Below are 18,499 nucleotides of genomic sequence, written 5' to 3' on the forward strand. Positions count from 1 at the left end.
GGTCTATACCACGAAGCCGGAGACAGTCTGGTTCAGGCTGCCAGCGCGCTCGTTCAGTCCATCCGTCGAGCGAGCGATGCTGTCGCAGTTGGCGGCCGACTTTTCCGTTTCCTCGGCGATGTACTGGATGGCCGTCGACACTTCGCGCGCCGTCAGCAGCTGTTCATTGGCCGCCTTCGAGATATCGGAAATGGCCAGGGTGGTCTTCGCCACGCCCGAGACGATCTTGTCGAAGGCGTCGCTGGCCTGGCGCGAAATCTCGCTGCCGGTGGAAACCCGCTTGACGGATTCGTTGATCAGCTTGGAAATTTCCTTGGTCGCCTGCGACGAGCGCTCGGCCAGCTTGCGCACTTCGTCGGCGACGACGGAAAAGCCCAGGCCGTGTTCGCCCGCGCGCGCCGCCTCGATGGCCGCATTGAAGGCCAGCATATTCGTCTGGTTGGCGATTTCGCTGATGACCTTGACGATTTCGCCGATGTCTTCCGACGAGCGGTTGATCAAGTCCATCGCCTCGATCGACTTGGCGACGGCGCGCGCGCCCGCTTCCGCTTCCTGCTGCGTGGCTTTTGCCAGGAAATCGGCATTCGAGGTGTTTTCCGCGATGGAATTGATGGAAAACGTCAGGCCGTCGATGGAGGCGTTCATTTCTTCCACCGTGGCGCCCAGCGCCTGCGTGCCCACGGCCACGCCCGTGGCCCGCTCGGCGATGGCGTGCGAGGCGTCGGCAAAGCCGTTGGCAGCCGACACCACGTTGCCGATCACGCCGCGCAAGTCGACGATCATCTTGCTGATGCCGCCGGCCAGCAGGTCGATCGGCTCGTCGCCCTCGGGCACGATATTGCAGGTCAGGTCGCCTTGCGCCGCGCGCGCCACCGATTCGAGCAGGGCGTTGACCTTGCGGCTGTCGTTGGCGGCCTTGGACTGGATGCTGTTTTCCAGGTTCACCTGTTCGCTGATGTCGATGGCGAACTTGACCACTTTATATGGCTTGCCGTTCAGGTCGAGGATGGGGTTGTAGGTGGCCTGTATCCACACCACCTTGCCATGGTTGCCCAGGCGCTTGTAGCGGCCCGCGTCGAATTCTCCCCGGTTGAGCTTTTGCCAGAATTTCTTGTACTCGGCGCTGCTCGCATACTCGGGCTCGCAGAACATGCGGTGGTGCTCGCCCTGGATATCGCTCAAGTCGTAATCCATGACGGCGAGGAAATTCTCATTCGCTTCCAGCACATTGCCCTGCATGTCGAATTCGATCACGGCCTGCGCCTTACCGATGGCGCTGACCTTGCCTTCGTATTCGACATTGCGCTTTTTCAGGGCCGTGATGTCGGTAGCGAACTTGATGACTTTATACGGTTTGCCGTCCGCGTCGAGGATGGGGTTGTAGGAAGCGTTGATCCACACTTCGCGCCCATCCCTGGCGCGGCGCTTGTATTCGCCCTGGTCGAATTCACCGCGTCCCAGCTTGGCCCAGAAGTTGCTGTATTCATCCGTTTTGACATACTCGGGGTCGCAGAAGATGGCATGGTGCTTGCCTTGCACTTCGGCCAGGGTATAGCCGACGACACGCAGGAAATTCTCATTCGCATGCAGAATGGTGCCGTCGAGCTCGAATTCGATGACGGCCTGGACACGGTTCAATGCAGTATTTATCGCTTGTAAGTCCAGATCCTGGGAGTGGCTGACATGGCTGGCTGCGTCCATAGTATTTCCTTCGGGGTGAGAAGAGGAAGGGGGAGCGATAAGGCTGCTGTTATTATTTTTTCTGCTATCGGTTTAAGACAAGGATTAAGGCAAGGATTAAGGCAGCGGTGTTATTGCATCAGCCGGCATCCGGTGATAATCCGTGAGAATGTGCGCGATGAACGTCCGCCGATGTTCGCCATACGGATTGCCTATAGTGTTTGAATTGTAGAGTATTGATTTGAATCAATAATTTTATTATTCCCCAGCGTCTGGCGAAAAACAAGGGGCGGGAATAAATAATGTCAAAACTGTCGCAATTGGCCCCTGTCCACATATAACAAGCCCCTTCTTTCACATAATAAAACGATGTTATTATTATTGTGTTTTTATTATTTAAATGAATATCCAAGTGATAGCTTCTACAGACGCTTGCCGCTTGCAGCAGGATCTTCCCGCAAACGATGTTGTACCATGGCGTACCATGCTGGCGCCGGACGCGCCACGACAAAAATAATACGAGCGTTCTTTTATGCGGTATAGTGAAGCTTCATCCCTTGCAACCACCTCATCGCTGAGCAAAAATCAATAAGGAAGAGACATGAGTGCTGAATATCAAGTGAACGGCGCCGTTGCCGTCATTACCCTGGCCAACCCGCCCGTCAATGGACTGGGCCTGGCGACGCGCACGGCCGCCGTGGCCGGCATCCGCCAGGCGCTGGCGGACGAGGCCATCAAAGCCATCGTCATCACGGGCGCCGGCAAGGCCTTTTCGGGCGGCGCCGACATCAAGGAATTCAATTCGCCCAAGGCGCTCACGGAACCGACCCTGCATACCCTGATCAACGTTGTCGAGCAATCGACCAAACCGGTGGTGGCGGCCATCCACAGCGTTTGCATGGGCGGCGGCCTGGAGCTGGCGCTCGGCTGCAACTACCGCGTGGCCGCGCCTGGCGCGCAGATGGCCTTGCCGGAAGTCAAACTCGGCATCTTGCCGGGCGCGGGCGGCACGCAGCGCCTGCCGCGTGTGCTGGGCCTGGAAATGGCCCTGAACATGATCGTTTCCGGCACGCCCGTCGCATCTGAAAAATTGGCCGGCACGGCCCTGTTCGACGAAGTCATCGCGCCTGGCGCCGATTTGCTGGCCGCCGCCGTGGCCTTCGCCACGAAAGTGGCCGATGTGCGCCCGCTGCCGAAAGTGCGCGAGCGCAAGGTCGACTACCCGAACCACGAAGCGTTTTTGCAGTTTTCGCGCAATACCGTCAAAGCCATGTCCGGCCCATTCCCCGCGCCGCTCAAATGCGTCGACGCCGTGGCGGCCGCCGTGACGATGAAATTCGACGAGGGCTTGAAGTACGAGCGCGACCTGTTCATGCAGCTGGTGCAGTCGCCTGAATCGAAAGCCCTGCGCCACGCCTTCTTTGCCGAGCGTGTCGCCAGCAAGGTGCCCGACGTGCCGTCCGACACGCCCGTGCGCGCGATCGCCAGCGCGGCCATCGTCGGCGCCGGCACCATGGGCGGCGGCATCGCCATGAACTTCGCCAACGCGGGCATCCCCGTGATGCTGCTGGAAACGAAACAGGAAGCGCTGGACAAGGGTCTGGCCACGATACGCAAGAATTACGAGAACACGGTCAAAAAGGGCAAGCTGACGCAAGAGAAGGCCGAGCAGCGCATCGCGCTCGTTTCCGGCACGCTGGCCTACGCTGACATTGCGCAGGCGGACATCGTCATCGAAGCCGTCTTTGAAGAGCTGGGCGTCAAGGAAACCGTCTTCAAGCAGCTCGACGCCGTCATGAAGCCGGGCGCCATCCTCGCCTCGAACACGTCTACGTTGGACCTGGACAAGATCGCCGCGTTTACCCAGCGCCCGCAAGACGTGATCGGCACGCATTTCTTCAGCCCGGCAAATGTGATGAAACTGCTGGAAATCGTCCGCGGCAAGGAAACGGGCAAGGACGTGCTGGCCACGGCGCTGGCGCTGTCGAAAAAGCTCAAGAAAACCGGTGTCGTCTCGGGCGTGTGCGACGGTTTCATCGGCAACCGCATGATCGAGCAATACAGCCGCCAGGCCGGTTTCCTGCTGGAAGAGGGTTGTCTGCCGGAACAGGTCGACAAGGCGGCCGAGAAATTCGGCTTCGCCATGGGCCCGTTCCGCATGGGCGACCTGGCCGGCAACGACATCGGCTGGGCCATCCGCAAGCGCCGCTACGTGGAAAAACCGGAAGTGACGTATTCGAAGACGGCCGACCTGCTGTGCGAATTGAATCGCTATGGACAGAAGACGGGCGCCGGCTGGTATGACTACAAGCCGGGCGACCGCAAGGCCTATCCGTCGGAGCAGGTCAACGCCATGATCATCCAGCACTCCGCCGACATCGGCGTGGCGCGGCGCAAGATCAGCGACCAGGAAATCGTTGAACGGCTCGTGTATGCACTGGTCAACGAAGGCGCGCGCATCCTGGAAGAGGGCATCGCCCTGCGCGCCTCGGACATCGACATGGTGTATTTGACCGGTTACGGCTTCCCGCTGTTCCGCGGCGGCCCGATGTTCTATGCGGATACGGTCGGCTTGCCGAACGTGCTCGACACGATTGCCGGCTATGCCAAGGGCCGCCACGGCGAAGCGTGGACGCCGGCGCCGTTGCTGGTGAAGCTGGCGGGCGAGGGCAAGGGTTTCAATAGCTGATGTTGGGTTGTTGAATGACAAAGGGCAGATTTCTCTGCCCTTTTTTTATTTCTTCTTCGCCACCATCTTGACCGCCTCGTTGACGATGACGGGGTTGTCTTTCTGGATGTAGTAGCCGGCGCCCGTGATGCGCTCGATGGCTGGCGCGCCGGACAGGCGCTGCCAATCCTTTTCCTGGGCCCGCACCACGTTCTCGAACGAACCCATTTCCTCGATGCCGAACTTGTCGCGTACCAGCAGCATGGCGGGCACGCGCAGCGGGCTGCTCATGTCGACGTGTTGCAGGCACTGCGTCTGGGCATCGAATTCGGCCGATTCCGTACTGTTGAACATGAGTTTGCGCCGCGTTTTGACGAGCATGGCGTAGGCGGACGCGTCCGTCTGCAGGCGGTTCCATTGCTGCGGATGCGTGGGATCGAGCAAGACCAGGCCGGCCACGTCCTGCGGGTACAGCCTGGCATACACATACTGGTACAGCCCGCCCAGGCCATGGCCGACCAGCACATACGGCGGCTTCAGGCCCGCTTGCGCCAGCAGGGCGCGCTGCTGGGCGGCAATGGTGCACGGGTCGCGCGGCGTGGTGGTTTTTTTGCTGTCGCCGTAGCCGGGACGGTCATACACGAGCACGCGGTGCTGCCGAGCTACTTCGGGCACCACCTTGGCCCACACATCCTTGCCGTCGCCCATGGCCGACTGGAACACCACGGGCAAGCCGCTCTGGCCGCTCAGGGTGTAGGCGATGCTGGCGTCGGGCAGGGCGGCCGTGGCCGGCACGCCGGGCATGACCGGGGTCGATGGCAACAGGGAGCAGCCGGAAAAACAGCCTGCCAGCAGCAAGCCGGCGCTGGAGAGGAGCATGGTGCGCGCGGGGCGGCCGACGAATAGATGATGCATGAATCTCCTTCTTGGTGCACGGACCGGGGACGGGCGTGGCTTGCCAGCCATTATAGGCAAATCGTGCCGAAGTGGAAATGCCGAACAGAGGCGTATTTCCCGTCCTGTCAGCCGGCGTCGGCGTGATGGCAGACGGCTTCGATGCGGTTGCCGTCCGGATCGAACAAAAAGGCCGCGTAATAGCTGGCGTGATAGTGGCGCAAGCCGGGCGCGCCCAGGTCGATGCCGCCATGCGCCAGCCCCGCATGCCAGAACGCTTCCACGGCGGCGCGCGAGGGCGCCTTGAAGCAGCAATGGCGGCGCGGCGCGTCGTCGGGCGTGGGGCCGAGGCGCACGGAAAAATAGCTGCGCCCGGGATGCTGCGCATCGCTGCGCTCGCCATAGCCTATCCATGCATCGGCATGGTCGCTGCCCACCTTGGGCACGCCTAGCGCGGCGAAGATGGCGTCGTAGAAGCGCTCGGCGCGTTCCAGGTCGCTGACGGTGAGGGAAACGTGATCGAGCATGGGTACTCCGCTATAAAAACAAGGACGGCCATAGCATAGCCCGGATCAGGGCGGCCGTGGGCGGAAGTGACCGAGTGATACTGTTGCTGGCCGACTGCCGGTTAAGGGCGGCTGGCGAGCCGTGCCACGATACTGCGGCTGAACAGTTGCACGCGGGGCGCGAACAGCATCACGGCGCAAAAGGCCACGGGCCAGGCGGCAAAGAAGGCATGGCGCCAGCGGGGCAGGAAGTCTGCTTGCAGGCCGATATTGAGCCAGGTGACCCAGGCGCTCATCAGCAGGGTCATGAGCAGCGACATCAGGAAGGCAAATACGCAGCGCAGGCGCAGGGCGTCGGACATGGTGCACTTTCAAAGTGTAAAGATACGCCAGCGTAACGACTTGCAGCAATCTATACTAGAGCCATATTTTTAATTTCAAATTCCGAAAATGCAATCATGCTTGACGATTTAGCCTTATTTGTCGCCATTGTCGAGGCGGGCAGCCTGCATGCGGCGGCCGTCAAGGAAGGCTTGCCCGCCGCGACCGTCACGCGCCGGCTGCAAAAGCTGGAAAGCCAGCTTGGCTACCGCTTGCTCAACCGCAGCGCGCGCCGCCTGCAGCCGACGGCGGAAGGCTGGCAGTACTACGAGCAGTGCCGTCCCCTCGTGCACGCCCTGCGGCAGGCGACGCAGCAGCTCGACGCCAGCCTGTCGGCGGTCTCGGGCAGCATCCGCGTGCTGGCGCCCGTCAACTTCGCCAGCGGCTTGCTGACGCCGGCCTGGGTCAGCTTCATGCAGAAGTATCCGGACATCCGCCTGGAGCTGGAACTGTCGAACCTGCTGCAAGACCTGGTGGGCAGCGGCGCCGACCTGGCCATCCGCGTGGGCGCGCTCGACGATTCCTCGCTGATGCAGCGCAGGCTGGGCAGCGCTTCGCTGGTGATGGTGGCCGCGCCTGCCTACCTGGCGCGCGCCGGCGTGCCGCGCGACTTGCAGGAACTGGAAAAGCACGAGCTGATCGTGGCCGAGCCGCTGCGCAGCTGGCGCTTGCGGCGGCCCGGTGACGGCGCCGAGCTGGTGATCGAACCGCAGGCGCGCCTGCGCGTCAATGAAATGCGCCTGGCCGTGGAAATGGCCGACGCGGGCATTGGCATCCTGCTGTGTCCACTGCTGCAATGCCGCGACGAAGTGGCCAGCGGCAGCCTCGTGCGCGTGCTGCCCGACTGGATGCCGCAGCCGCGTCACGTGTACGCCGTGTGGACGCAGCGGCGCTACCTGCCGGCCCGCGTGCGCGTGCTGCTCGAGCACCTGGCAGCGTTCGCGGCGGACAATCCTCTGTTGAGCGAAGAGGCCGGCGCCGATCAGGTCGCTGCGCCGGGTATCCTTTCCAATAAGTAATACCGAGCGCTTGTACTTTTCGTCAAGATCGCGTTAAGATAAAGCAGCCCGCTTATCCAGTGGGCAATCTGGTGTTTTTTCGCGCAATCCCGTTCCTATCCATGAGAGTAGCAATGAAATATCTGATCATTCCCTTCTTGCTGGCCATCACCGGCTGCGAAGTACTGTATGACGCGAACCGGGACAAGATCGGCGAGTACTGCAACAGCCTCAATAATTTCGACGACCGCAACGCCTGCCGCAAGCGCAACCAGACCAGCTACCAGGAATACGTGCAGCAGCGCGACCAGGTGAAAAAGAGCAAGAGCGACAAGTAAGCTTGCAACCACATAAAAAAACGCCGCTGACCAGTCAGCGGCGTTTTGCATTGCGGACCCCGGCCTTGCGACCGGGGCTTGCTTCAGATTAATCGTCAGCGTAGATATTGTTATCCTTCGTTTCCTTGACGAACAAGGTACCGATCACGACAGTCGCCAGGGCGACGACGATCGGATACCACAGGCCGTAATAAATGTCGCCCTTGAAGGCCACCAGCGCGAAGGCCGTGGTCGGCAGCAAGCCGCCGAACCAGCCGTTACCGATATGGTAGGGCAGGGACATCGAGGTGTAGCGTATACGCGTCGGGAACATTTCCACCAGCATGGCGGCGATCGGGCCATACACCATGGTCACGTACAGCACCAGGATGAACAGCAGCAAGACCACCATCGGCTTGTTGATCTGGTCCGGATCGGCTTTCGCAGGGTAGCCCGCTTCCTTGATGCCGGCGCCCAGTTCTTTCTTCAGCGCCACTTCGTGGGCCTTGCTTTCCGCATCGAAGTTCAGGCCATCGGCCGTCATGACGGCGTTAAACGACGTAAATTCCTTCGTGCCGATGCGTACCTTGGCGATGCTGCCCGCTGGCGCGTCTTCCTTCGTGTAGTTCACCGAGCTGTTCGACAGGAAGCCCGTGGCGATGTCGCACGACGATGGGAATTTCTTCGTGCCCGTCATGTTGAACTGGAAGTGGCAAGAGGCAGGATCGGCGACCACCACCACTGGCGAGTTCTTCAGAGCCGCTTCCAGCTGCGGGTTGGCGAAGTGGGTCAGGCCGTTGAAGATCGGGAAGTAGGTGGCCGCGGCGATCAGGCAGCCGCCAAGGATGATGTACTTGCGGCCGATGCGGTCGGACAGGCTGCCGAAGAACAGGAAGAACGGCGTGGCCAGCAGCAGGGCGATGGCGACGAGCACGTTGGCCGTTGCCAGGTCCACTTTCAGGGTCTGGATCATGAAGAACAGGGCGTAGAACTGGCCCGTGTACCAGACGACGGCCTGACCGGCGGTCAGGCCGATCAGGGCCAGGATGACGATCTTCAGGTTTTTCCACTGACCGAATGCTTCCGTCAGCGGGGCTTTCGAGGTCTTGCCCTCGGCTTTCATCTTGGAAAACGCCGGCGATTCATTCATGGCCAGACGGATCCACACGGAAATACCCAGCAGGATGACGGAGACGAGGAAGGGAATGCGCCAGCCCCATGCTTCGAAATCCTTCTCGCCGGTCGCCAGGCGGGTGCCCAGGATGACCATCAGCGACAGGAAGAAGCCCAGGGTTGCCGTCGTTTGTATCCACGCCGTGAACGCGCCGCGCTTGCCTTCAGGCGCATGCTCGGCCACATAGGTGGCTGCGCCGCCGTACTCGCCGCCCAGCGCCAGGCCTTGCAGGATGCGCAGGATGACGAGGATGATCGGTGCGGCGATGCCGATGGACGCGTGGCCCGGCAGCAAGCCGACGATGAAGGTGGAGCCGCCCATGATCAGAATGGTGATCAGGAAGGTGTACTTGCGGCCGATCATGTCGCCCAGGCGGCCGAAGACCAGCGCGCCGAACGGACGCACGATGAAGCCGGCGGCGAAAGCCAGCAGCGCGAAAATGAAGGTGGTGGTGGGGTCGCCGATGAAGAATTGCTTGGCGATGATGGAAGCGAGCGAACCGTACAGGTAAAAATCGTACCATTCAAAGACGGTGCCGAGCGAGGATGCAAAGATGACCTTGCGTTCCTCGGGCGTGAGGGGCGTGCCTTTGGTGGAAAATTTTCGTACGTCGGCCGGGCCGGATGGTGATGCCATGGTTTGTCTCCCTATGTTTTATAGTGAACTGATGCCGCGGTCTTTTTGACCATTCTTGCAACAGCTGGAGGCGAGTGTGTTCTCCGAACCTTACGTCATGCTTGCTTGAAACTTACACCAAGCTTACAAATCGATGTTGTCCCGAACTTTGCGAACGACCGTACTTAAATGTGCTATTCTCATTGCGCAGATACCCCACCCCATAATATCCCCACAAGGAGACACAGCATGAATGAAGCCGTCATCGTATCGACCGCCCGCACGGGCCTGGCCAAGTCCTGGAAGGGCGCGTTCAACATGACGCATGGCGCCACCCTGGGCGGCCATGTGCTGGCGGCCGCCGTCGAGCGCGCGCGCATCGAGGCGGACGAAGTGGAAGACGTGCTGGTCGGCTGCGCCTTTCCCGAAGGCGCCACGGGCGGCAACATCGCGCGCCAGGTGGCGCTGCGCGGCGGCTGCCCCGTCACCACGGCCGGCATGACCGTCAACCGTTTCTGTTCCTCGGGCTTGCAGGCGATCGCCCTGGCGGCGCAGCGCATCATCGCCGGCGAAGGCGATATCTATGCGGCCGGCGGCGTGGAATCGATTTCGTGTGTGCAAAATGAAATGAATACGCATATGTACCGCGACGTCTGGTTGCAGCAGCACAAGCCGGAAGTGTACTGGCCCATGCTGCAGACGGCCGAAACCGTGGCCAAGCGCTACCAGATTTCGCGCGAGCGCCAGGATGCCTACGGCGCGCAAAGCCAGCAGCGCGCAGCAAGCGCCCTGGCCGCCGGCCTGTTCGACGCGGAAATCGTGCCGATGACCACCATCATGGGCGTGGCCGACAAGGCCAGCGGCATGCTGGTCTCGCGCGAAGTGACGATTGCCGCCGATGAAGGCATCCGTGCCGACACGACGTATGACGGCGTGGCGAAGATCCGCCCGGCCATTCCTGGCGGCGTCATCAGCGCCGGCAACGCCAGCCAGTTTTCCGATGGCGCTTCGATGGCCATCGTCATGAACGCGAAAGTGGCCGAAGCGAAAGGTCTACAACCGCTGGGCATCTTCCGCGGCTTTGCCGTGGCCGGCTGCGAACCCGATGAAATGGGCATCGGCCCCGTGTTTGCCATCCCGAAACTGCTGAAAAAAGCGGGCTTGACTGTCGCCGACATCGGCCTGTGGGAACTCAATGAAGCGTTCGCCGTGCAAGTGCTGTATTGCGCCGACACCCTGGGTATCCCCATGGACCGCCTGAACGTGAACGGCGGCGCGATTGCCGTCGGCCACCCGTACGGCGTGTCGGGCGCCCGGCTGACGGGCCACGCCTTAATCGAAGGCAAGCGCCGCGGCGTCAAGTACGTGGTCGTGACCATGTGCATCGGCGGCGGGCAGGGCGCGGCCGGGCTGTTCGAAGTACTGTGATTTAAATTAAACCCAGTCTGCGGGCGGCCTTCGAGGCTGCCCGTTTGTTTTGCGCGCCTGCTTCCTGCAAGACGCGCCGATAGCGGGTACAGTAATGCTTCATTAATAAACAAGCAGCCTGCCACCATGATCAAGCACATCGTTTTCTGGAAACTGTTAGACCACGCCGAAGGCGCCGACCGCGCCACGAACGCCTTGAAACTGAAAGCCCTGCTCGATTCCTGTTCCGACCTGGTGCCCGGCATCTTGAAATTCGAAGCCGCCGTGGCCCAGCCGGGCCTGGAAGCGACCTACGACATCGTCCTGTACAGCGAATTCGCCAGCCGCGAAGCGCTCGACGCCTACCAGAACCACCCCGAGCACGTGAAAATCAAGCCGTTTTTTGGGGCCGTGCGCGAAGCGCGGCAGTGCATGGACTATGAAGTGTGAAAACCCGTTAACCCCAAACGAAGGGCCGGGGTCGAACCCTCAGGGTTCGACCCCAGTTGTCGCCTCTGGGTTTCATTGATCAATAACAGGAGCATTCATGACCACCTACCAACGCATCGTCCTCGCCTCGCGTCCCGCCTCCACGGAGGAAGTCAACCCGGCACATTTTCGCCTGGAAAATCAAGACCTTCCCGCCATCAAGGATGGTGAATTGCTGGTACGTAACCAGTACCTGTCGCTCGATCCTTACATGCGCGGGCGCATGAGTGCGAATAAAAGCTATGCGGCGCCGCAGGCTTTGAATGAAACCATGATCGGCGGTACGGTGGGCGTCGTGCTGGAATCGAAGCATCCGAAGTTTGCCGTGGGCGACACGGTCGTGGGGACTTTGGGCTGGACGGAAGTGGCCGTGTCGGATGGCACCATGCTGCGCAAGGTCGACACGACGCAGATTCCCGCCTCCGCCTACCTCGGTTCCGTCGGCATGCCGGGCATGACGGCGTGGTATGGTTTGAATCAGATCATGGCGCCGAAAGCGGGCGAAACCGTGGTCGTGTCGGCCGCCAGCGGCGCCGTGGGCAGCGTCGTGGGGCAACTGGCGAAATTGAAAGGCTGCCGCGTCGTCGGCATCGCCGGCGGCGCGGACAAGTGCGCCTATGTGGTGAATGAACTGGGTTTCGATGCCTGCGTCGACTACAAGGCGGACAATCTTGAGGCCGATTTGGCGGCGGCCACGCCGGACGGCATCGACGCCATCTTTGAAAACGTGGGCGGCGCCATCTTCGATGCGGCGCTGGCGCGCACCAACGCGTTTGGCCGTGTGGCCGTGTGCGGCTGGATCGCCGGCTACAATGGCGAACCGACGCCGCTCGACAATGCGCGCCTGATCCTCACCAACCGCCTCACCGTGCGCGGCTTCATCGTTTCGGAACAGCCGGAATTCTGGCCGCAGGGACTGGCGGAACTGGGAACGCTGGTGGCGACGGGCAAGCTGAAATTCCGCGAATCCGTGGCTGACGGCCTGGCCAGCGCACCCGAGGCCTTCATCGGCCTCTTAAAAGGGCGCAACTTCGGCAAGCAGCTGGTGAAGTTGTAAGCGGGCCGTCCTGAAAAGTAACCGGGCCCGCCCGGTAGCACAGCAATGCTTTCAATAGATCGGGAGCGTGAAATCCTCGTCGATCCTGCGCGCCTTGCTCGTGGCGTTCGCTTGCAACAGCGACTGGATCAGGGCGCTGCCGAAGCACCGTTGCAGCAGGTGCGCGATGGCGATGCCGAACCGCGTCCGCACGTGCATGAGCCGGATGAGGCGAGGGCTTAGCTCCCGCTGTGTACGCTCGGCATACGGGCGAAGGATGCGTTCGTATGCCTCGAAAGCCTCGGTGTGGGTCGCGCATCTCTTGATTTCCCCCGCCAGCACGTTGGCTCCCACCAGCGCCAGCGCCGTGCCCTTGCCCGTGAATGGCGTCGGGCAGTGCGCCGCATCGCCCAGCAAGACCAGCCGGCCTTTTGACCAGGTGGAAGCTTGCACCTGGCTCATCGGCCCGAAGTAGAAGTCCTGGACATTATCCAGCTCGGCGATGATACGATCGGCCACCTTGCCCCGGCCCACCAGTGCCGCACGCAGCATCTCGCGCGGCGACGGCGTCGTCGGACTCCGCACGCCAGGCTCAGCGGAAGGAAAGGTCATCAGCACGGTAGTGTGCGTCAAGCCACCTGGCCTGAGGTTGATCATCGTCCCGCCTATGCCGTTGACGGAGCAGGCCCAGAAGTCGTCTTCCGGTCGCCGGGGAATGTTGAAAAATGCCATGTAGGCGCCGAGGTAACGCATGCGCGTTTCAGCAGCCAGCGCCAGGTCTCTGGTCGGCGAACTCACGCCATCGGCGCAGATCACCAGTTCGAAGTCCTCTGCCGTGCCATCGGCAAAGGTTGCCCGCACGCCATTTTCAATCTCTTCAACGCCACTGACGGACGTGCCAAAACGGTATTCGCAAGTACCGCTGGTCGCATCGAACAGAATACGGGCGAAGTCGCCGCGCAGGATTTCGAAATCGCAGGTCAGTCCACCGATACTACCTTTGGGAAAAACAGCCACCACCTTGCCGGCCGCGTCGAGCCACTTCTGTCCGCACTCCAGCGTGTCGCGTGCCTCGACCTGTTCCGTCAAACCCATGCGCTTGATGACCTGCTGCGCGGCATCCTTCACATCGACGTTCTGCCCGCCGACCCTGAGCGCGCCAGCCTTTTCGACGAGCACCACGGAGTAGCCGTACCTGCTCAGCCACCAGGCACACGCGGGGCCGGCGATGCCGCCGCCGCAGATCAGGATTTTCTTCGTTTGTTCCATATGACAGCTTTCGTGGTTGTGATGTCAGCGTCCATGTTAGGCGCGCCACGTGTTGGTCACAATGAGCCAACAGGCCATGTTATATTGAATTCTTGCCACTGATACTGACCCTTGAAAGGTGCCCGATGCCTGTTTTCAGCGACGATTCGTCCAGCGACTGGGAAGACCCCGACTGCGTGCCAAGGCCGGTGGTCACGCTTGGCGCCGTTGGCCGCGACATGGATAGCCGCAAGGAGAGGGATTTCCATCAGCATCGAAAAGGCCAGTTCCTGCTCTGGATGCGCGGCGTGCTGACCTGCGAGGTCGACGGTGGCTTCTGGTTGGTGCCGCCAGGAAGCGCCATTTGGGTACCCGGTGGCACACAACATCGAATGGATGGGGCCGGCACGGTCGATTGTTACGTGGTGTATGTCGATCCTGCGGAGGACGACGCGTTGCCGCGGGAGTGCTGCACCTTGTCGACCACGCCGCTGCTGCGTGAATTGGTGATCCGTTCAGCGGCACTGCCGATGCGCTATGAAGAGGGCGGCATGGCGTCACGACTGATGACACTGCTTCTCGACGAAATGGCGCTGGCGCAGCCCGGCCAGGTTCATCTTCCCCTGACGACAGACAAGCGGCTACGCAAACTGGTCGAGTGGATCATGGCGCGTCCGTCCGATCCGGGCAACATCGAATCGTGGGCGCAGCGGATGGGCATCAGTGCGCGCACGCTGTCACGCCTCGTGTCCCGGGAAACCGGCATGAGTTTCGGACGCTGGCGCAGGCAACTGCATATCCTGCTCGCCTTGCAATGGATGGCCAGGGGTGCCACGGTCCAGCATGTCGCAGAGGGCCTGGGCTACGAGAACGCGAGCAATTTTGTCGTCATGTTTCGCAAAATACTCGGTGAAACACCTGGACGCTACTTGAAACCGTACGCTTGAGCCGCACCACCTGCCACGGCGTGGCAGGCCGTGCGACAATGGCGGCCCCTCTCTTATTACCGCATGCCATGACCAAGCACACCATCCGCCTCGGCGACTGGGCCACCCTGGGCTCCGACGCCACCGCCATCCGTTTTGAAGTCTTTGTCGATGAACAGAAAGTGCCGGCCGAGATTGAACTCGACGACATGGACGCCGTCTGCCTGCACGCCGTCGCCTATGATGACTTTGGTGCCGCCATCGGCACGGGCCGGTTACTGCCCGATGGCCACATCGGCCGTATGGCCGTGCGCCAGCCGGGACGCGGCACGGGCGTGGGTGGCGCCATCTTGACTTTGCTGATGGAGAAAGCCCGCGAACGCGGCGATGCAGCGGTGGTGCTGAACGCGCAAACCGTGGCCGCGCCATTTTATGCGCGCCACGGTTTCGTGCAGCAGGGGGAACAGTTTGAAGAGGCGGGGATTGCGCATGTGGAGATGCGGCTGGTGTTCTAGGGTGTTGTCGGATTACGCGCGTAGCGCTAATCCGACCTACGACGTCAACGGTAGGTCGGGTTAGCGCGCAGCGCGTAACCCGACAACACCAGCACAATCAGTTCTGCGCGTGCGACTGGCGCCATTTGTCGAGAATCACCGCCAGCACGATCACAACACCTTTCGCCACATACTGCCAGAACGACGACAGCCCCAGGATCGTCAAGCCATTGTTCATCACGCCGATGATCAGGGCGCCGATGACGGTGCCCCAGACGGAACCCACGCCGCCCATCAGGCTGGTGCCGCCGAGCACGACGGCCGCAATCGCATCGAGTTCATAACCGGTACCCCAGTTGCCGTTGGCCGCGTACAGGCGGCTGGCCGACATGGCGCCGCCCAGGCCGGCGAACAGGCCGCTGATGGTGTAGACAAACATTAGCACGAGGCCAACCTTGATACCGGTCAAACGGGCCGCCTGGATATTGCCACCGACGGCGTAGATATGCAGACCCAGTGTCGTCTTGCGCAAAATAAACCACGTCAGCACGACGACGGCCGCCGCCAGCCAGATCAGCCAGGGCACGGCCAGGAAGCTGCCGTTGCCCATCCATTCGAAGCTCGGGATTTCCGTGTTCAGCACGCTGGTGCCGTCCGCCAGCAGGTAGGCGGCGCCGCGCAGGGCCGTCATGGTGCCCAGGGTCACGACAAACGGGTTCAGGCCGACGAGGGCGACCAGCACGCCATTGAGCGCGCCCAGCAGCAGGCCGACGATGAGGAAGGCGGGAATCGAGAAGCCGGCGAACTGGGCCGACAGCGACATCAGCATGCCTGCCACGGCCGAGACGGCCAGCACGGAGCCGACGGACAAATCGATGCCGCTGGTCAGGATGACGAAGGTCATGCCGGACGCCAGCACGATGTTGATCGACACCTGGCGGAAGATGTTCATGGTGTTATTGCTGGTCATGAACGTCGACGTGCCGTCGGCCGAGAAATACACGGTCAGGCCGTACATGGCCAGGTAGAGCACCACCAGCACGGGCAGCATGCCCAGGCGGCGCATCAGGTTCGAGGCATTGAAGGGTTCGCCGGCGCGCGCGGCGCCGCTGGTGGTACTCGTTGTCATGTTAAATCTCCTGAATGATTATTTTTATGCCGCTTCTTGCAGGGTGGCATAGGCAAGGATGTTTTCCTGCGTGATGTCGTCGCCCGTGACTTCGCCGGTGAGCCTGCCTTCGCACATCACCATCACGCGGTCGCAAATGCCGACCAGCTCGGCCAGTTCGCTGGAAATGCACAGCACGGCCGTGCCCGCGTCCGCCAGCTGGTGGATGATCTTGTAGATTTCGCTCTTCGCGCCCACGTCCACGCCCCGCGTCGGTTCATCGAGGATGAGGACCTTGGGCGCGATGGCCAGCCAGCGCGCCAGCAAGACTTTCTGCTGGTTGCCGCCGGAGAGTCCGCCGACGATGCCGTCCGGCCCCGACACTTTCACGTTGAGGTTGCTGATGGCCTCGCGCGTGAGCTGGGTCAGGGCGCCACGGTTGACCACGCCTGCCGTCGCATGCTTGGACAGGATATTCATCGACATGTTTTCCATGGCCGACAATTGCATGAACAGGCCCAGGCTCTTGCGGTCTTCGGGCAGGTAGCCGATGCCGTGGCGGATGGCCGCCAGCGGCCGGTGGATGTGCACTTCCTGGCCATCGAGCCATACTTGCCCGGATTGCTTCTTGTCCGCGCCAAAGATCAGGCGCGCCAGTTCCGTGCGGCCCGCGCCGACGAGGCCGGCAAGTCCCGTCACTTCACCCGCATGCAGGGCGAACGAGGCCGGCTTGACCTTGCCGCCGCCCACCTTGTCCACGCGCAGGCGCTCGGCGCCCCGGGTGGTGCGGCGCTGGTGCGAATAAAAGTCGTCGGCGGGGCGGCCCACCATCATTTGCACGACTTTCTTTTGATCGAGCTCATCCTTGCCCAGCTCGCCCACATAGGCGCCGTCGCGCAGCACCGTGATGCGGCGCGCCAGGCGTTCCACTTCGGCCATGCGGTGGCTGATGTAGAGTACGGCCAGGCCCTTGTCGCGCTGCTCTTCGATGATGCGGAACAATTGTTCTGTTTCCCGGTCGGACAGGGCGGCAGTGGGCTCGTCCATGATCAGGATGCGGCTTTCGTGCACGAGGGCGCGGGCGATTTCCACCTGCTGCTGCTCGGCGATCGACAGGGTCGACACCATGGTGTCGGCGTCGAAGCGGGAACCGAGATCGGCCAGGATGGCGTTCGTGCGCGCGCGCATTTCGCCGCCCTTGACGGTCCAGAACGGTCCCTTCGGCTCGCTGCCCATGAAGACGTTCTGCGCCACTGTCATGTTCTTGGCCACGCTCAGTTCCTGGTAAATCAGGTTGATGCCCAGCGCGCGTGCTTCGCCCGGGTTGCGGATGCGGATCGGCTTGCCGTCGAGAATGATCTCGCCGGCGTCCGGAGTGTACACGCCCGATAAAATCTTCATCAGGGTACTCTTGCCGGCGCCGTTCTCGCCCATCACGGCATGGATTTCGCCGCTGCGCACGGTCAGGTGCACGCCGCGCAGCGCGCGCGTGGCGCCAAAGCGCTTCTCGATGCCGCGCATTTCAAAAATAATATCGTCGCTCATGACTGTCCTTCCTTGCTTGTGAAACTGGCGCCGCCTGCCAACCGGCCAGCGGCGCCTCGTGGTTCAGGTCAGGCAGATCAGTTCTTTACCCAGCCCGTGTAAGTGGCGACGTTTTCCTTGGTGATGGCCGGGGTCGGCAACAGCACCATGGTCTGCTTCGGCGTGCGGCCGTTCATGATGTCGTAGCCCATCTGCACGGCGTCGGTCGCCATGCGGTACGGGTTTTGCGCCGAGGTGGCGGCAAACAGGCCGGCCTTGTTTTTCAAGGCGTTCTGGCCATCGGGCGCGCCATCGACGGCCGTGATCAGTTTCACGTCCGTGCGCTTCGACTGCTTGATCGCCAGTTCGGCGCCGATACCGGTCGGATCATTGATGGCGAACACGCCGTCGATCTTCGGATGGGCCGTCAGCAAGTTCGACATCACGGTCATGCCGCCGTCGCGGCTGCCGCCCGCGTTCTGGTTGTCGGACAGGATCTTGATATCCTTGAACGCAGCCAGGGTTTTCTTGCAGCCATTCACGCGGTCGATCACGGACGTGACCGGCGGGCCGTTCAAAATCACCACATTGCCCTTGCCGCCGATCTGCTTGGCCAGGTAGGCGCACGACACGTCGCCCGCCATGGTGTTGTCGGACATCACGGTGGCCGACGCGCCCACGGCGCCCACGTCGACGGCGATCACGACCACACCCGCATTGCGCGCTTTCTTGATGGCTGGCGCGATGCCCTTGGAATCGACGGCGTTCAGGATGATGATGTCGGTCTTGTTGGCAATAAAGTTCTCGATCTGGTCCACCTGGGTGTTCAGGTCATACTTGCTGGAAACAGTGGTGACTTTCACGCCAGGGCCGCCCAGCTTTTTCGCGCTTTCTTCCGCGCCGCGGCCAATGGCGACAAAAAACGGGTTGGCCAGGTCGCCCACGCTCACGCCGATCGATTTCAGCGGTTTGTCAGCAGCGAAAGCGCCACAGGCGGCGGACAGCAGCAGGGAGGCGGTAATGACTTTTTTCAT

At 61.7% G+C, this 18,499-nt stretch carries 17 protein-coding genes; 8 read left to right on the forward strand and 9 right to left on the reverse strand.

The features are described from left to right. Positions 1 to 3: 3 nt before the first annotated feature. Positions 4 to 1,638 carry a methyl-accepting chemotaxis protein gene (locus ACPJXG_RS13210; protein WP_235211671.1) on the reverse strand — a complete coding sequence of 545 codons (1,635 nt, stop codon included), beginning with the start codon at positions 1,636 to 1,638 and terminating at the stop codon, positions 4 to 6. A 643-nt stretch (positions 1,639 to 2,281) separates the two neighbouring features. Between ACPJXG_RS13210 and ACPJXG_RS13215 the strand changes: the two genes are divergently transcribed. Beyond that, on the forward strand, positions 2,282 to 4,369 hold the full coding sequence (locus ACPJXG_RS13215; RefSeq protein WP_425254520.1) for a 3-hydroxyacyl-CoA dehydrogenase NAD-binding domain-containing protein: 2,088 nt from the start codon (positions 2,282 to 2,284) through the stop codon (positions 4,367 to 4,369). 45 nt (positions 4,370 to 4,414) lie between these two features. Here the strand turns inward: ACPJXG_RS13215 and ACPJXG_RS13220 are convergent, their stop codons facing one another. The 3 genes from ACPJXG_RS13220 to ACPJXG_RS13230 form a co-directional block, all read right to left on the reverse strand. Further along, positions 4,415 to 5,263, reverse strand: coding sequence for an alpha/beta fold hydrolase (locus ACPJXG_RS13220; RefSeq protein ID WP_219309364.1), 849 nt, complete (start codon positions 5,261 to 5,263; stop codon positions 4,415 to 4,417). Between the two features lie 107 nt (positions 5,264 to 5,370). Then, on the reverse strand, positions 5,371 to 5,769 hold the full coding sequence (locus ACPJXG_RS13225) for a VOC family protein (RefSeq protein ID WP_425254521.1): 399 nt from the start codon (positions 5,767 to 5,769) through the stop codon (positions 5,371 to 5,373). A gap of 101 nt (positions 5,770 to 5,870) precedes the next feature. After that, positions 5,871 to 6,110 carry a DUF2798 domain-containing protein gene (locus ACPJXG_RS13230; RefSeq protein WP_035819102.1) on the reverse strand — a complete coding sequence of 80 codons (240 nt, stop codon included), beginning with the start codon at positions 6,108 to 6,110 and terminating at the stop codon, positions 5,871 to 5,873. A gap of 96 nt (positions 6,111 to 6,206) precedes the next feature. On the opposite strand from ACPJXG_RS13230, the gene ACPJXG_RS13235 reads away from it, so the two are divergent. Beyond that, on the forward strand, positions 6,207 to 7,148 hold the full coding sequence (locus tag ACPJXG_RS13235) for a LysR family transcriptional regulator (protein ID WP_425254522.1): 942 nt from the start codon (positions 6,207 to 6,209) through the stop codon (positions 7,146 to 7,148). Between the two features lie 113 nt (positions 7,149 to 7,261). Continuing rightward, positions 7,262 to 7,465: a hypothetical protein gene (locus ACPJXG_RS13240; protein ID WP_099402044.1), complete on the forward strand. Its 204-nt coding sequence runs from the start codon at positions 7,262 to 7,264 to the stop codon at positions 7,463 to 7,465. 88 nt (positions 7,466 to 7,553) lie between these two features. Here the strand turns inward: ACPJXG_RS13240 and ACPJXG_RS13245 are convergent, their stop codons facing one another. Then, positions 7,554 to 9,254, reverse strand: a complete 1,701-nt coding sequence (locus ACPJXG_RS13245) for an MFS transporter (protein ID WP_425254523.1) — start codon at positions 9,252 to 9,254, stop codon at positions 7,554 to 7,556. Positions 9,255 to 9,482: 228 nt separating this feature from the next. Between ACPJXG_RS13245 and ACPJXG_RS13250 the strand changes: the two genes are divergently transcribed. The 3 genes from ACPJXG_RS13250 (at position 9,483) to ACPJXG_RS13260 (ending at position 12,186) form a co-directional block, all read left to right on the forward strand. After that, positions 9,483 to 10,661: an acetyl-CoA C-acyltransferase gene (locus tag ACPJXG_RS13250; protein ID WP_425254524.1), complete on the forward strand. Its 1,179-nt coding sequence runs from the start codon at positions 9,483 to 9,485 to the stop codon at positions 10,659 to 10,661. Between the two features lie 126 nt (positions 10,662 to 10,787). Continuing rightward, positions 10,788 to 11,090 (forward strand): Dabb family protein, encoded by a 303-nt coding sequence (locus ACPJXG_RS13255; RefSeq protein ID WP_058048132.1) that lies wholly within the window; start codon positions 10,788 to 10,790, stop codon positions 11,088 to 11,090. Between the two features lie 97 nt (positions 11,091 to 11,187). Further along, entirely contained in the window at positions 11,188 to 12,186 is a 999-nt protein-coding gene (locus ACPJXG_RS13260; RefSeq protein ID WP_425254525.1) for an NADP-dependent oxidoreductase, read from the forward strand. A 51-nt stretch (positions 12,187 to 12,237) separates the two neighbouring features. On the opposite strand, the gene ACPJXG_RS13265 is transcribed toward ACPJXG_RS13260, so the two are convergent. Continuing rightward, positions 12,238 to 13,434, reverse strand: coding sequence for an FAD-dependent monooxygenase (locus ACPJXG_RS13265; protein ID WP_425254526.1), 1,197 nt, complete (start codon positions 13,432 to 13,434; stop codon positions 12,238 to 12,240). 125 nt (positions 13,435 to 13,559) lie between these two features. Between ACPJXG_RS13265 and ACPJXG_RS13270 the strand changes: the two genes are divergently transcribed. Together ACPJXG_RS13270 and ACPJXG_RS13275 are read left to right on the forward strand one after the other, a co-directional pair. Continuing rightward, the gene (locus ACPJXG_RS13270; RefSeq protein ID WP_425254527.1) at positions 13,560 to 14,360 is read left to right on the forward strand and encodes an AraC family transcriptional regulator; all 801 of its coding nucleotides are present in this window, start codon (positions 13,560 to 13,562) and stop codon (positions 14,358 to 14,360) included. Between the two features lie 68 nt (positions 14,361 to 14,428). Then, positions 14,429 to 14,854, forward strand: coding sequence for a GNAT family N-acetyltransferase (locus ACPJXG_RS13275; protein WP_425254528.1), 426 nt, complete (start codon positions 14,429 to 14,431; stop codon positions 14,852 to 14,854). 97 nt (positions 14,855 to 14,951) lie between these two features. On the opposite strand, the gene ACPJXG_RS13280 is transcribed toward ACPJXG_RS13275, so the two are convergent. The 3 genes from ACPJXG_RS13280 to ACPJXG_RS13290 all read right to left on the reverse strand — a co-directional run bounded on the left by ACPJXG_RS13280 (position 14,952) and on the right by ACPJXG_RS13290 (position 18,499). After that, positions 14,952 to 15,962, reverse strand: coding sequence for an ABC transporter permease subunit (locus ACPJXG_RS13280; RefSeq protein WP_035819084.1), 1,011 nt, complete (start codon positions 15,960 to 15,962; stop codon positions 14,952 to 14,954). Between the two features lie 24 nt (positions 15,963 to 15,986). Further along, positions 15,987 to 17,486, reverse strand: coding sequence for a sugar ABC transporter ATP-binding protein (locus ACPJXG_RS13285; protein WP_035819081.1), 1,500 nt, complete (start codon positions 17,484 to 17,486; stop codon positions 15,987 to 15,989). Positions 17,487 to 17,563: 77 nt separating this feature from the next. Next, complete coding sequence (locus ACPJXG_RS13290) at positions 17,564 to 18,499, reverse strand: ABC transporter substrate-binding protein (protein WP_077404737.1); 936 nt, start codon at positions 18,497 to 18,499, stop codon at positions 17,564 to 17,566.

The sequence above is a fragment of the Janthinobacterium sp. NFX145 genome, from assembly GCF_049810325.1.
In the GTDB taxonomy this organism is placed as follows: Bacteria; Pseudomonadota; Gammaproteobacteria; order Burkholderiales; family Burkholderiaceae_D; genus Janthinobacterium; species Janthinobacterium rivuli.

Coding starts and splice junctions, on each gene's coding strand:
- ACPJXG_RS13290 (WP_077404737.1), bottom strand. CDS start 18,499: ATGAAAAAAGTCATTACCGCCTCCCTGCTGCTGTCCGCCGCCTGTGGC.
- ACPJXG_RS13240 (WP_099402044.1), top strand. CDS start 7,262: ATGAAATATCTGATCATTCCCTTCTTGCTGGCCATCACCGGCTGCGAA.
- ACPJXG_RS13260 (WP_425254525.1), top strand. CDS start 11,188: ATGACCACCTACCAACGCATCGTCCTCGCCTCGCGTCCCGCCTCCACG.
- ACPJXG_RS13235 (WP_425254522.1), top strand. CDS start 6,207: ATGCTTGACGATTTAGCCTTATTTGTCGCCATTGTCGAGGCGGGCAGC.
- ACPJXG_RS13265 (WP_425254526.1), bottom strand. CDS start 13,434: ATGGAACAAACGAAGAAAATCCTGATCTGCGGCGGCGGCATCGCCGGC.
- ACPJXG_RS13255 (WP_058048132.1), top strand. CDS start 10,788: ATGATCAAGCACATCGTTTTCTGGAAACTGTTAGACCACGCCGAAGGC.
- ACPJXG_RS13285 (WP_035819081.1), bottom strand. CDS start 17,486: ATGAGCGACGATATTATTTTTGAAATGCGCGGCATCGAGAAGCGCTTT.
- ACPJXG_RS13280 (WP_035819084.1), bottom strand. CDS start 15,962: ATGACAACGAGTACCACCAGCGGCGCCGCGCGCGCCGGCGAACCCTTC.
- ACPJXG_RS13245 (WP_425254523.1), bottom strand. CDS start 9,254: ATGGCATCACCATCCGGCCCGGCCGACGTACGAAAATTTTCCACCAAA.
- ACPJXG_RS13250 (WP_425254524.1), top strand. CDS start 9,483: ATGAATGAAGCCGTCATCGTATCGACCGCCCGCACGGGCCTGGCCAAG.
- ACPJXG_RS13225 (WP_425254521.1), bottom strand. CDS start 5,769: ATGCTCGATCACGTTTCCCTCACCGTCAGCGACCTGGAACGCGCCGAG.
- ACPJXG_RS13220 (WP_219309364.1), bottom strand. CDS start 5,263: ATGCATCATCTATTCGTCGGCCGCCCCGCGCGCACCATGCTCCTCTCC.
- ACPJXG_RS13275 (WP_425254528.1), top strand. CDS start 14,429: ATGACCAAGCACACCATCCGCCTCGGCGACTGGGCCACCCTGGGCTCC.
- ACPJXG_RS13270 (WP_425254527.1), top strand. CDS start 13,560: ATGCCTGTTTTCAGCGACGATTCGTCCAGCGACTGGGAAGACCCCGAC.
- ACPJXG_RS13230 (WP_035819102.1), bottom strand. CDS start 6,110: ATGTCCGACGCCCTGCGCCTGCGCTGCGTATTTGCCTTCCTGATGTCG.
- ACPJXG_RS13215 (WP_425254520.1), top strand. CDS start 2,282: ATGAGTGCTGAATATCAAGTGAACGGCGCCGTTGCCGTCATTACCCTG.